9 protein-coding genes are annotated in these 14075 nt (G+C 44.9%); 2 read left to right on the top strand and 7 right to left on the bottom strand.

Features of this window, described 5'->3' with window-relative positions:
• From MSG34_RS09760 to hemL, 7 genes are all read right to left on the bottom strand, one after another.
• Nucleotides 1-1026, bottom strand: a complete 1026-nt coding sequence (locus MSG34_RS09760) for an ABC transporter permease (RefSeq protein WP_048615598.1) — start codon at nucleotides 1024-1026, stop codon at nucleotides 1-3.
• Nucleotides 1027-1028: 2 nt separating this feature from the next.
• Nucleotides 1029-2015: an ABC transporter permease gene (locus tag MSG34_RS09755; RefSeq protein WP_017633262.1), complete on the bottom strand. Its 987-nt coding sequence runs from the start codon at nucleotides 2013-2015 to the stop codon at nucleotides 1029-1031.
• A gap of 169 nt (nucleotides 2016-2184) precedes the next feature.
• Complete coding sequence (locus MSG34_RS09750; protein WP_248337194.1) at nucleotides 2185-3867, bottom strand: ABC transporter substrate-binding protein; 1683 nt, start codon at nucleotides 3865-3867, stop codon at nucleotides 2185-2187.
• Between the two features lie 700 nt (nucleotides 3868-4567).
• Nucleotides 4568-7957 (bottom strand): response regulator, encoded by a 3390-nt coding sequence (locus MSG34_RS09745; RefSeq protein ID WP_248337192.1) that lies wholly within the window; start codon nucleotides 7955-7957, stop codon nucleotides 4568-4570.
• A 216-nt stretch (nucleotides 7958-8173) separates the two neighbouring features.
• A complete protein-coding gene (gene rsmC / locus MSG34_RS09740; protein ID WP_050651768.1) occupies nucleotides 8174-9196 on the bottom strand; it encodes a 16S rRNA (guanine(1207)-N(2))-methyltransferase RsmC in 1023 nt (340 codons plus the stop codon).
• Nucleotides 9197-9306: 110 nt separating this feature from the next.
• The gene (locus MSG34_RS09735; protein ID WP_248337190.1) at nucleotides 9307-10392 is read right to left on the bottom strand and encodes an AI-2E family transporter; all 1086 of its coding nucleotides are present in this window, start codon (nucleotides 10390-10392) and stop codon (nucleotides 9307-9309) included.
• A 343-nt stretch (nucleotides 10393-10735) separates the two neighbouring features.
• Entirely contained in the window at nucleotides 10736-12031 is a 1296-nt protein-coding gene (gene hemL, locus MSG34_RS09730) for a glutamate-1-semialdehyde 2,1-aminomutase (protein ID WP_010436060.1), read from the bottom strand.
• A 296-nt stretch (nucleotides 12032-12327) separates the two neighbouring features.
• Between hemL and erpA the strand changes: the two genes are divergently transcribed.
• Entirely contained in the window at nucleotides 12328-12669 is a 342-nt protein-coding gene (gene erpA, locus MSG34_RS09725; RefSeq protein ID WP_004734539.1) for an iron-sulfur cluster insertion protein ErpA, read from the top strand.
• A gap of 272 nt (nucleotides 12670-12941) precedes the next feature.
• Entirely contained in the window at nucleotides 12942-14066 is a 1125-nt protein-coding gene (locus tag MSG34_RS09720) for an efflux RND transporter periplasmic adaptor subunit (protein WP_248337188.1), read from the top strand.
• Nucleotides 14067-14075 lie beyond the last annotated feature (9 nt).

Genomic DNA, 14075 nt, shown 5'->3' with positions numbered 1-14075 from the left:
TTATTTATCTCCGCTCCAAAGTGCATTTTGTGGTGGTAGTTCTGGTTCACGTTCTTCTTTGTCTTGAGCTGCTAGTTTCTTCCAACGCTTCATGCCTTTGTGAGAACGCAGTTGCGGGTTAGCAATTTCATCGACAGCGAAGTTAAGTAGAGCAAGGCCAGTTACAAGTAGTGTCAATGCGATACAAGGAGCCAACAGTTCCCACCAAGCGCCAATCAGCATTGATGAAGAGGTTTGAACGTTGTAAAGCATGATGCCCCAGCTGATTGTGTTCGGGTCACCAAGACCTAGGAACGAGATGGTTGCTTCCATCATGATTGCGTACATCACCGAACCGATGAAGCTTGCGCCAACGATAGAGATAAGGTTTGGCAGAATCTCTACGAAGATGATGCGGAATGAAGATTCACCCAAAACTTCAGCGGCTTTTACAAACTCTTTTTCACGCAGTGCTAAGGTTTGGGAGCGAACAACACGGGCACCCCAAGCCCAGGACATAAAGCCGATAACCAAGGTTATGGTGAGTGGCCCTGCCTCACCGATAAAGGCTGCTACTACGAACAGTAATGGGTATTGAGGGATTACCAGCATGATGTTCATTGCGGCTGTTAGTACGTCATCGACACGGCCACCGAAGTAACCTGCAGAAACACCAATAACAGTTGCGAGTAAACATACGGTTAAACCCGCACCAAAACCTACAGCAAGAGATACGCGTGCGCCGTATACCACTTGAGACCAAACGTCACGACCCATACGAGTTGTACCTAGTACGTGGTCTGCCTTTTTAGACATGATCAATGTACGACGGTCGTCTGCTAGGTTTTGAGCAACCCAGCCATCAGGGTTAGATTGTGCTGACTTCACTACGAAACCAGGGTATTCATGTGGGTTGCCTGTGCGCTTGTCTGGTACATGTTTAGTGATCAATGGAGCTGCAATCGCACCAAGAATAAAGATACTTAGGATGATGACGCCTGTTAGGGCCATCGGGTTACGCCAAATGAGTTTTAGAAAGTCTTTCATGATTATTTACCACCCTTACGAAGACGAGGGTCAAGAACAACGTAAAGCATGTCTGCAACTAGGTTAAAGAACAGCATGAATAGCGTCATGATAAGCAGCTGACCTTGCAGTACTTGGTAGTCACGAGCGTTAATTGCGTTGAAAAGTACGCTGCCAAGACCTGGGTAGTTAAAGATGATTTCGATAATTAACTGACCACCGATTGCCATACCTAGCGACATTGAAAGGGCTGTCACACTTGGTAGCATCGCGTTACGAGCTGCGTAGTTGAATACCACTCGGTTTTCGCTCAGGCCTTTGCCTTTCGCCATGGTGATGTAGTCTTCGGCTAGTAGGTTGATCATGTTGTTACGCATGTTTACTAGGAAGCCACCAATTTGAACAACAGAAGCACAGAACAGTGGTAAGAAGGCGTGGTAAGCGACATCTTTAATGAATGCCCAGCTTGTCCAGTCAGGCATAGTACCTGCGGTGTAGGCATAACCGGTTGGGAACCACTTCAAGCCAATTGCAAAGGTAAATAGTGCAATCATTGCGATAACAACTTGAGGAACGGCTTGTAGAATCAGCATCCCTGGAGTTACGAAGGCATCGTACTTACTGCCGCGTTTCCACGCTGCGAAAATACCTAGGATTGAACCAATCGAGAAAGAAAGAATAACTGCGGTGCCGGCTAAGAAAAGCGACCAACCGAATGCTCCACCCAACAGTGTGTTTACAGAAAGTGGGTAGAATTGAATTGATGTACCAAGTTCCCAGCTAAGAATGTTCTTCATGTACGCTACGTATTGAACCAGTAGACCGCCATCAACGAAGCCTAATAGTTCTTTCATTGCAGCAATACGCTCTGGAGTAACTTGTACAGAAGCGTTCGCAAACATCATGGTAACTGGGTCACCAGGCATTGCTCTTGGAATAATAAAGTTTAACGTCGCAGCAACTAATAGCGCGACAAAATAAAATGACAAACGTCTTAAAAAATAACCCATAACTCACACCTTACTCACCCAGATTGTTTCCCTGTTTCTGGATTCAGGTCGCTCCTAGCGAAATTTGGAACGAAAAACCCCCTGACGACTAGCGCCATACTTTCAATTGAGAGTGTGGGGGTTTTTATAAGCGGCGTAAGAGGTTACGCCGCAAGGATTGAACGATTACTTATTTAACTGGTTTTAGGTCCAGTACATGAAGTAGACGCTCTGGAATACCAGCCCAAATGTTTGGACGGCCTTTTGGATTTTCTTCGTTCCACCAACCAGTGAAGCGAGTTGTGTTGTATTGGTACATGTAAGCACCAGACATCACAGGGATTGTCACTTGGTCTGCAGCGATGATTTGCTGGATACCGTGTGCGATGTCTAGCTGCTCGTTCTTATCAGCTGTTTTGTAGAAGCTGTTTAGAAGACCATCTAGCTTGTCGTTTTTGTAGAAGTGCATTGCGAAACGAGGCATACCATCACCAGATTGTAGTGATGAGTTGTAAGCACTGTTCCAGTACGTGTATGGATCCGCACCGTGGAAGTAGTTTGTGTATGCTACGTCGTATGTACCTTCAAGCATTGCTTGGTTGTAAACAGAGAAGTCAGGTGTACGAGCTTTCGCTTTAATACCGATTTCGTTCAGCTGTTCTACCGCTAGTTGAACTGTGTTGTTGAAGTCAGTCCAGCCGTTTGGCGATTGAATCATTAGCTCGAAAGACTTGCCTGATGGAGTGTCAACAAAACCATCTTTGTTTACATCTTTGAAGCCAGCGTCAGCAAGAAGCTTCTTCGCGCCTTCAGCGTTGTAAGTGTTGAAGCCTTTGTACTTGTCGTGAGTTTTTTCATCAGACCAAGCTTCAAACGCGTAGCCAAGACCCGATGCGAAATCGTTCACAGTACCGCCACCGTAGAATGCGATATCGATGATAGTTTGACGGTCAAGAGCCATAGAGAAAGCACGGCGGAAGTCAACGTTGCTCAATGCTTCATGCTTCGCAGCATCTGGGTGCTTGAAGTTAACGATGAATGCCTGTGTACCTGCTGGCGGGTACCAGTAGTGGTGTTTAGGGCTAGCTGCTGCGTATGTACGGTCGATATCTGGAACGAAAGAAGACGTCCAGTCCATTTCACTGTTTACAACTTTACCTAGGAATTGGTCGTTGTTCGCAATTTGTGGAACACGTAGACAGTCAACATCTAGGTTGTCTGCATCCCAGTAGTTCGGGTTTGCACACTGGATGTATAGTTGCGCTGTAAACGTATCGATTTCTGTAAATGGACCAGAACCTACCGGGTTCTCATTGGTAAACGTTGATGGATCTTTAACGTCTTTCCAGATGTGCTTAGGTACTACAGGTACTTTAGCAATCTCGTAAGGTACGTTTGAGTTTGCTTCTGTTAGTGTGAACTTAACTTGGTTGTCGTTCAGTTTTTCTACAGAAGTTACCCAAGAGTTGATACCAGATTGGTCAAGCTCTGGCTTCTCTTTTACAAGGTTGAAAGAAAAAACAACATCATCAGCAGAGAAAGTTTCTCCGTCTGACCATTTAACACCCTTACGAATGTCGAAAACAACGCTCATCAGATCATCTGACATCTTGAAGTTTTCAGCTAGACGGAACACTGGAGTGTTACCGTGCATTTCGTTAAATACTACTAGCGGCTCGTACATGAAGTCAGTTGTAGTATGTAGGTTAGTAGCACCAAGGTACGGGTTAAAGTTACGTACGAATGTAGTGTACTCTTTCGGGTGTACGGTCAGTTCACTGCGTTCTGCAGCGGTTACTACTGATGCAAAACCTGTTGTAGCAGTTGCAATAATTGCTGTTGCTATTGCTGTTTTTTTTATATTGGCAAGCATAGCTGTTCCTTACTATTTGCTTTCATTTCACTAATGGATTGAATGTTATCTGTCGCTAAATTGTTTAGTAGATACACACTCTGGTTAAAGGCCTACCTCTTCTTCGTTGCTCCAGATTCATCGTTGATTCTGAGAAGTGGTAAGAGTGGCCTGTAGGCCTTTGGCAGGAGTAAGAAAACACCTTATCGATGAATTAATCAAACTCGTTTCCCGTCAAAAACGTTAAAAATACACAACCTCACGTCATTAACGTCAAAATAGGTTGCTTTGGTGGTTTTTTGTGCGCAATTGTTAGGGTGATGTGACTCGCATTTGGTTTTGTGGTTCTTGCGGGTTGTAAGTGGTCACTAACTTTAAAGGCTTTTTATTATAATGCTTTACCCTACGTTGGTATAATTGTAGATCTCGGTCACTTGCCAGTTTTACGTTAAATTTCCCTAGAAAATTAAATCTGCCGTTCTGTTGTGACTCGCTTCTCAAACTGCAACAAAGAGTCAGATAACGGTCAGATATGATTGAGAATAGAACGAAAAGTACTGACACTTACAAGCACGCACTGTGCGTAATTGGCGTGAATTCTTCCTTGTTTAAAGATGTGAAAAAAGTGCGTTGCAAGCGTTGGGATTCTACTTTTTGTGATTATTAGGCGTACAAAAAAGCCCACGCTAGGTGGGCTAATAAGGTGATGTTGGTTCAGGGATTAGCTGGTCAGTAGTTTCTGCAGTTTATCTCTGAGCATCTCAATATGGGTTCTTTCTGGCGTCTGTTCTTTACAGTGTTCCAGTATGAATTCGATTGAGCTCAGTACAGTTCGCCAGCGAGGCGTTTTCGGTAGGGTTTCGACGCGTAGGTATTTGTCTAGCGTTCGAGTTTGCAGCGTACTGCGGTCTAAGTAGACGCGCCACAAGCCACTCTTCTCGGCGAAAGCAAACTTGGTTTCACCAGTCACCGATTCCCAGTAGATGATGGCATTAGTCATCGCATCGACCAGTACCTCACGCATTAACTCTTGCTTGTTTTTACCTTCACCGGTTGCCTTGTCAGCAAGACGAGTAAATTCTCCGCCAAGCTCTTTCAGTTGCTGCAACTTATCTTTGTCGCCTTCAAAGGCATAACTAGAGAGAGCCTCAACCGCCGTTTCAAGGTTATTGATTCGGTTTGAGTTAACTCCACCACCTACATTAAAGATATACATGGTGTCGAGCCCTGAACCTTCAGGTAGCTTAAGGATGTCACTTGGTATGCGCTGACGTGTGTCGTCTATATAGATATCAATGTCGCCGCAGTAGTGGGCTTGTTCCACTTTAAGGTATTTAGGCGCAATGATCTCGTCGGCCATTGAGCGTTTAAGTTGCTCCTGCCCGCGTCTGAATAGTTTTGCCGCCGCTTCGTTAGCAAAGCGAATACGTTGGTCATCACGAATACAGATGATGGCTTCAGGTGCCGATTCTAGTTGCTCTAATAAGCGCCCTTGAGTTTCTAACAAGTTAGCTTCAACCATCGCTCTATGTTTGAGCTCGAGTTGCAGTTGGTCGTTTTCAAGGCGTCTCTGTTCAGCTTTACTTGCTGATAGATGCGCTGTTATTCGAGCCGCTAATTCTTGTTTGTTGAACGGTTTAGACAAGTAGTCATTGGCACCTGCTTCGAAACCTCGAACACGGTCTTCTGCTTGGTTGAGTGCCGTTAGCATGATGATTGGCAACTGAGCATGATCGTATTGTTTACGCAATGCTTCACAAACCTGATAGCCGCTCATTCCTGGCATCATGATGTCGAGTAGAAGCAGCTCTGGCTTCTCTTTTTCAATCAGTTCAATGGTTTCAGGGCCATCACATGCAGTACGTACTCGATAACCTTCTAATTTCAAGAAGCTGTCTAATACTCGCAGGTTAACCGGCTCATCATCAGCGATAACCAATAATGGGCCATCTGGATTCTCACTGATAACACTGTTTTCTTGTTGGCTGTTATCAATTAAATCCGGCGCTTGGAAGTGCGAGTAGTGACCGGATTCGTTGTAACTGTCCAGCTCATCTTGAGTAGCTAGGGGCAGGGTAAAGCTAAACGTAGTGCCAAGCATTGGTTGACTACTTACGTACAGTGAACCGCCCATTAACTCGATGAGCTGACGACTGATCGATAATCCAAGCCCTGCACCTTGGCGGTAGTTACTCGCATCTTGGCCTGCTTGAATCAATGGCTCAAAGATGTGCTCAAGGTACTCGGCCGGTATACCTTGGCCTGTATCGACAACTTGTACACGAATGTTGTCATCGATAACGCTGGCAGAGATAACAATCTTACCTTCTGAGGTGTACTTGATGGCATTGCCGACCAAGTTATACATCACTTGCTCAAGTCGTTGAGGATCCGATGAAACCAGCCCTAAATCACTTGGGACTTGGTTAATAATACGGATTGGCTTATTGCCCAATAAGTGATGCGACAACTCTAGGACCAAGCTGGTGGCTGCAGACAAATCAACGGCTGACTTCTTAATGTCTAAGCTGCCATAGCGCATCTTGTGATAATCAAGCAGATCATCAACCAAGGTCGCCAATCTCTGACCACTATTGATGATGATATCCAACTGATACTTCTGATTAGCAGGAATAGGACCGTTCGCTCCAGATATCAACGCTTCAGCGATACCCACCATGCCATGCAGTGGTGTTCTCAACTCATGTGAAGTAGTAGCTAAGAACTCATCTTTGAGTTTGTTGGCCAGTTGCAACTCTTCGTTTTGCTTTTGAATAGTCTTAAGGTTGTCCTCAAGTTCATCGTTTTGGCTTTTGATGAGCTGCATTTTTTCACGAATAGAGCGCTGCATTCTTTCGAAGCTCACCGCGAGACGGCCGAGCTCATCTTTTCGCTCGGTATTGATCATGGTTTCATCGAGATCACCCGCCGATACTTTTTCAGCTGCCCATGTCAGTTTAAGCAGTGGGGAGGTGATGAAGTTAGACAGATAGTGCGATGCAACAACGACGAGAATGATCGCCGTTAGCATAACGATCACGAAGATCTTTTCTAACTGATGAATACGGGCAAACGCCTCTTTTTCTGGCAGCTCTACGACAAGAGCCCATGTTGCGTATTTCAGCTCAATTGGTGTATATGCCGCGATGATCGCTTGGTCTAGGGTGTTGTCGAAGGTACCAACCGCCGTTTCGCCAGCCAATGCTTTATCGACAACGTCTAGGCTCAAATTGATAGACTCTTGTGAATGAGCAAGGCTACGCGGCAGGTGATCATCACCCACAAGCAGCGTTTGAATATTCGAACTCTTGTTGAGATCCGCAATCAGCTTAGTAATGCCGTTGATTGGCAGCCTAAACATCGCGTAGCTGTGTAGATAGCCTTGTTGAACAATAGGTGCACCTAACCATGCAGTCTGCTTGCCGTTCTCGTCTTTAAAGTCAGAAACGATAACCGGCGTGTAATCTTCGTTAGATTTACGTCGGTCGGTTACGTCTTTTGCTAGTCGTTGAAAGGTAATACCTAGGTTGGAATCCTTGTATTTTCCAGTCAGCAAGTTGGTGCCGTAATCGTCATTTTTAAAGACGGAATAAGCGACGTTGCCGTTGATATCAACTAATAGAATATCGTCAAAATCAGAGCGTTTAAGCAGTTCTAGGTAAGCATTATGGTAGCGCTTGTGCAGTAAGCGATAACGCTCGCTGCCAATAAAGCTGCTGGACTCTGGAAGAATCGACGTTTTGATTTGATCGCCAGACCCCTGAATGTAGCGTTGTTGCGCATTACTGCGAGCCTCGTCAATATCTAACCCCAATCGTTGGAATGCATTGATCAAACCATAAAATCGTCCGCCACTGGCATTGGCCAATTCTGAGCGAACAAAGCCCATCACTTGGGATTCTTGGGCTTGTAGGTAATCGACAATCTGTTGCTGCTTAGTATCACGAACCGAAACAAGGTGTGAGGTGCTTTGTTCCTGGAGATCCTGACTGTGCGATTGGAGGAAAAATATCGCGATGAGTGTCACTGGTGTAATACTGAGGACAAGAAATGCCAGCATTAGGGTATTTTGAAGGCGCTTAAACTTCTGCTTACGATAGAATCTAAACATAAATTGGGTACTACTTTCCTTTGATGTACTGCTAAAAGGGGCGAAAACAAGTACAGAGAATAGAATTAACGGGTTCCAATTTAACGAAATTAACGAGTTTTTTTACTTTGACAAGTAAGTGGTATTTAAAGCGTGTGCAAAAGCTCATTTTTATAGAGTTTTGACAAAAACATGAACAGACAGCGCAGATAATGACCCTGCGCTGTGCTAGAGAGGTTATTTGTTTGCGTGATAGATCGCGAATTTAGTGGTCTTATTTAGAGTCGCGCATTTTCCAAACGCTTGTTCAATAATTGGAATGTATTTTAAGAAACTGTTCGCAACAATAATCATCTCACCAGAACGCTTCAAATGCTTAGGAGCCTGAGCAAGCAAGGTCTCAGTAGCGCTGTAGCTAGTGTCTAAACCTGAATGGAATGGTGGGTTACTGATGATGAACTGGTAGTCTTGTGCAGTATCAGAATAGACATCTGACGCGAAGACTTTACCCGATAAACCATTCGCTTCTAGCGTTGCTTGGCTTGATGCCACGGCAAATGCACTGATGTCGCACATTTCTAGCTCGATATCAGGATTACGAGATGCCATTACCGCGCCTAAGACGCCTGCACCACAACCAAAATCCAGTACCTTGCCTTTTAGTTTTGGCAGAGTATCCAACAGAAGTTGGCTACCGACATCGAATTGACCGTGACTGAAGACGCCAGGAAGGCTTTTTACCGTCAGAGGTTGTTCATCAATGTTAACCGTGTAGGTCTTAAACCAGTCTTGCAGGTTGAACGCTTGTGGTTGCTCGAAGCATTGACCCCAGTAGAAAGAGCAACGACGCGCTGAATCGTATTTAACAACTTTGCCGTAAGGAGCAAACATCTTCTCGATGCTTTTCACGCCTGAACGGTTTTCGCCAACCACGACGATCTCGGTATCTTTACCTAGCTTGGCAAATAGCATCGCCAACAGAAATTCCGCTTCCGCTTTGGCTTTTGGCCAGTACAGCATCACTAAGTCGGCTTTGGTTTCTTCGGTAAACTCCGCACCATAAAAACGTTGGATGGTGTTGCAACCCTCCAGTTGACGGTAGTAGCTGTAATTAGAAGTAAACACAGAGACTGATTCACAGTGCTTCGCTAACTCAACAGGGAACAAGTCTTCTGCCTCACCGGCAACTAAAACATGTTTGCCTTCAAAGTAGGCGAGTTGGCGTTGAGCAATCTGGCTTGGGGCAATATAAGCTGACATAGGACACTCTGTTGAATCGTTAGCAAAAAATGAGGGCGGATTTTCGCATAATCCGCCCAAAGCTTGAAGTGTTTAATACTCGTTCGGCAACCAAGTTGTCGAACCGTTGATTAACTCTTGTCTTGCTGGTTTAAAAAGTCCTTAAACTCTTCATCGTAGATGTTGAATAGGACAATGGTAATCGCAAAAATCAATGGTCCGTAGATAAGACCAATTAGGCCAAACAGTTGAATACCACCCAATAGTGAGAAGAAGATCATCAGGGTATTCATGCCAGCACTGCCTTGCATTAGCAGCGGACGCAGAAGGTTATCAATTGAACCAACAATCGCTACACAGTAAACCGTTAGGAAAATCGCCCACGTGGTATCACCAGTTAGGAACAAGTAGGTTGCTGCTGGAATCCAGATTAATGCGGTACCCACTACTGGGATGAAAGAGGCAAAGCCCATCATTGTGCCCCAGAATAGACCTGGGAAACCAGCAATCCACATACCTAAACCGCCGGCAAAACCTTGCGCGATTGCGGTTAAGAATGAGCCCATCACTGCTGATTTAGATACTTGCTCTATCTCTGTTAGAAGTTTGTCTTCTTGGCTACGAGACAGCGGCAGAATATGACGAACCACACTGATGATTTTGTCGTGATCTCTTAATAGGAAGAACAAAACGAACAGCATCAAGAAGAAATCCATCAAGAAATTGGTCGCGTCACCTAAGATTTTGGCACTGATACCAACTAGCTTAGAACCAAAGCTTGTCGCAAACTCACCGACTTTTTGTGCGATGGCTTGAGGTTCAATGTTGTCGAAAGGCAGGTAGTTATTCACAAATGACAACGCTTTGACCACTAACGGGTGAGTAAACAGAGTCTGAATGCCGCCGTGTGTCACCCATTGGTAAGTATTCTGAGAGAACAGAGAACCTTGCTGAACAATTGCTGCGAATACTGCCAATAAAGGGATAACAATAATGAAAGTCAGTATGATACAAGACAGCAGAGAGACGATGTTTTCTTTATTCGGGATCTTTTTTTCAAGCCACTCATGGATTGGGAACATCAATAGTGAAATGATAAAGGCCATCACAATCGAGTTAACGTATGGTTCGATAAGTAGGTAACAAGCATAAGCCGCCGCGAGTAGGGCAATGATGATCACCCAGTGGCTGGAATTGATTTTGAGTTTTTCTGACACGGTAATGGTCTCTATATTTGCGTTCTGAGTTTATAATGGCTGCAAAACAGAGAGTTAGCAATGAGGAGTTTTGATAATGGGATGCTGTAATAAAGATAAGAAATGCCAAGACGAAGAACAGCAAACAAAAAAAGAGATCCCTTGGTTCAGAATGTTCCTTGGTACCTTGATGCTGTTGGTTTTTCTTTTCTGGGAACGTTAATCGCTTTTGGTTCAGTTTTAGCCTTAATCGACGGCTAAATAAGCAGTCATATTTGTGGCTAATGAACGCGATATATAAAAAAGGGCTGCATTTAATGCAGCCCTAAATTCAATCGGTTAGCAACTTATAAAGTGCTTTCGATTATTTGCTTTCAGCAGCAATGATCGCAAGAGAGCGGTCAGCAGCTTCTAGTGTCGCATCAAGTTCTTTTGAACCATGAGCAAGAGAAGTAAAGCTTGCTTCGAATGCTGAAGGTGCAAGGTAAACACCGTGATCTAACATTAGGTGGAAGAAGCGCTTGAAGCGTTCTACATCACACTTAGTTACATCTTCGTAGCACGTCACAGTTTCTTGGTCAGTGAAGAAGAAACCAAACATACCGCCAACTTGATGAACTAGCATCGGGATGCCGTGCTTGTCAGCAAGTTGCTTGAAGCCTTTTGCCAACTGCTTAGTTTTTGAAGCTAGACGCTTTTCATTGCCTTCTTCTCGTAGAAGGTTCAAACATGCGTAGCCAGCAGCCATTGCAACAGGGTTACCTGAAAGCGTACCCGCTTGGTAAACAGGGCCAGTTGGTGCGATGTATTGCATCACGTCTTTACGACCACCAAAAGCACCCACAGGCATGCCGCCGCCGATCACTTTACCAAGACACGTTAGGTCTGGCTTGATGTTGTAGTAAGCCTGAGCACAACCTTCAGCAACGCGGAAACCTGTCATTACTTCATCAAAGATTAGCAATGCACCTTCTTGGTCACAGATTTCACGTAGACCTTCGTGGAAGCCTTCTACAGGAGGGATACAGTTCATGTTGCCCGCTACTGGCTCAACGATGATACAAGCGATCTCGCCTTTGTTTGCTGCAAAGATTTCACGTACAGAATCTAGGTTGTTGAATGTTGCTGTTAGCGTTAGTTTCGCAAAATCAGCCGGTACGCCTGGAGAGCTTGGTTGACCCAAAGTCAGCGCGCCAGAACCTGCTTTTACAAGTAGGCTGTCTGCGTGGCCGTGGTAGCAGCCTTCAAACTTAAGAATTTTGTCACGACCAGTGAAGCCACGAGCAAGACGAATCGCACTCATGGTTGCTTCTGTACCTGAACTCACCATACGTAGCTGTTCCATTGATGGAACCATCTCAGATACAAGTTCAGCCATTTTGATTTCAGTTTCGGTTGGAGCACCGAAGCTAAGACCGCGTTGAGCTGCTGCAATCACAGCATCACGAATAACCGCGTGGTTGTGACCAAGGATCATTGGACCCCAAGAGCCAACGTAATCGATATACGCTTTACCATCAGCATCAAAAATAAGTGGGCCATCAGCGCGTTCAACGAAGATTGGAGAACCACCTACGCCATTGAATGCACGAACTGGAGAGTTTACGCCACCAGGAATAGTTTGCTGTGCTTTTTCGTACAGCTCTGCTGATTTGGTCATTGATATATCCTCTTTTGACTGTCGGACCAATTGGCACGCATTGTACCTATCCCTAATCCAACTAGGAATGCTTTCGCCCAGATAATCACCCGAATCTGGTTGTTTTGTGTGGTTACACGTTTTAATTGTTAGATATTGGCGAGTTTACAGCAGTAAAAGGACCGATCCTGTGGTGAATACTTGAACGTTTCAGTCAGGTATTAGATAATCACCGGAATATAAGAAAATACTCAACAACTATGGTCTCGAATTAGATTTGTATCATGTTGTTTTTGACACAGGTAAGAGAGGTTGTCGTGAGCGAAGTAAATATCCCATTGTCTTTTTCTGATGCAGCAGCTACCCGCGTACAAACGCTAATTGCTGAAGAAGAAAACCCAGAACTAAAACTGCGTGTATACATTACAGGTGGTGGTTGTAGCGGTTTCCAATACGGCTTCACATTTGATGAAAAAGTAAATGATGGCGACACTACGATTGTAAACAGCGGTGTAACGCTGGTTGTTGATCCAATGAGCCTACAGTACTTAATGGGCGGCATGGTTGATTACACAGAAGGCCTAGAAGGCGCACGTTTCTTTGTGAACAACCCGAACGCGACAACAACATGTGGTTGTGGTGCATCATTTAGCGTCTAGCGTGAGCTGAAAAATAGCTTGAGCTCAAAGCTGCATTAGAAATATTTCAAACGCCGAACTTATGTTCGGCGTTTTTGTTTTTACTTAGTAACTTATTACTTTTCAAGGCATTCCTCTCATTTTTAGTACACGGCATATTTTTTAAACTGTCGATAGCGTCCAACTTCGTTGAGGATTGGTCTGTTAAGGTTACCTTTGTGCATAAGGAAGTTGCACATCACGCTATTAAGCCAACTAGCGCGCATGAATTACATCGGACAAAAGGATTTGTTATGCCCACTCTATTTTCTAACTCACCACTTTTTCAGAAATTGAAGCAACCGTGGCTGGTTTCTCTGACTCTAGTCGTGTTGTTGTCGATTTGGCTTGGTTTAGGCGTTGGGCAAGCTGAAGAGTCACCTGAAAAAAAGGCGACAGAAATTCCATTGGCTAAGGTTTCCTTTCAAACATTCACTTCATCACCGACCTTTAAAACCATTGATCTCTATGGAAGAACGGCGCCCGATCGGCATGCTCGTCTAGGTGCAGAAGTCGCGGGCAAGATTGTAAGATTGAACGTTGTTAAGGGGGATATGGTTAAAGCTGGACAAGCCATTGCCCAGATAGATAAGGGTGATTTAGAGATTCAACTAGAGCGAGCATCTGCGTTATATCGCTTGAAGCAGAAAGAGTTCAAAGCGGCGCAGTCACTGAAGAAAAGAGGGCTGCAAGGCGAAATCGCCTACACTACAGCAGAGGCTTCATTAACAGAAGCAAAAGCCATGATGCGCAATGCGGAGTTGGCTTTAAAGAATACTGTGATTACTTCGCCTTTTTCGGGTGTGGTTCAAGACTTGATGGTTGAGCTTGGTGACTTTGTTGGGGTTGGCGACCTGGTCGCGGGCGTGATTGACCTCGATCCTCTGGTCATCGAAGCCGATATCAGTGAACGTCATATCCAGCATTTGTTAGTCAATCAATCCGCTTTGGTTCGCCTGTTAGGGAGAGAAGAAGCAGAAGGTCGTCTGCGTTATGTTTCTCGAATCTCTTCTGCTTCTACCAATACTTTTCCAATCGAGATTGAAATCGATAACTCCAAAGGCCTATTACCAGCAGGTGTCAGTGCCGAAGTAAAACTCAACCTAGAAACAAGAGACGCAATCAAGATAACACCGGCGATGCTGGCACTGGATGAGGCGGGTAACCTCGGGGTCAAAACCTTGCTCTCTGCTAGTGACTCACCAACGGTGAAATTTGTAGGCATTCAGCTAGTAAAGGCCGAACAAGATGGAGTGTGGCTCACGGGTTTAGGTCAACGCGTCGACATCATCACCGTAGGTCAAGGCTTTGTGCGTGATGGTGATTCTGTGATTGCTGTTGAGCAAGGTGCTGAACCCTCAAATGTAACCGCAGAGTAGGAGATTGCC

This window comes from Vibrio sp. 1CM2L, assembly GCF_023161695.1.
GTDB lineage: Bacteria > Pseudomonadota > Gammaproteobacteria > Enterobacterales > Vibrionaceae > Vibrio > Vibrio coralliirubri.
The sequence above is the reverse complement of the archived record's forward strand: the minus strand, read 5'-3'. Positions and strand labels throughout refer to the sequence as shown.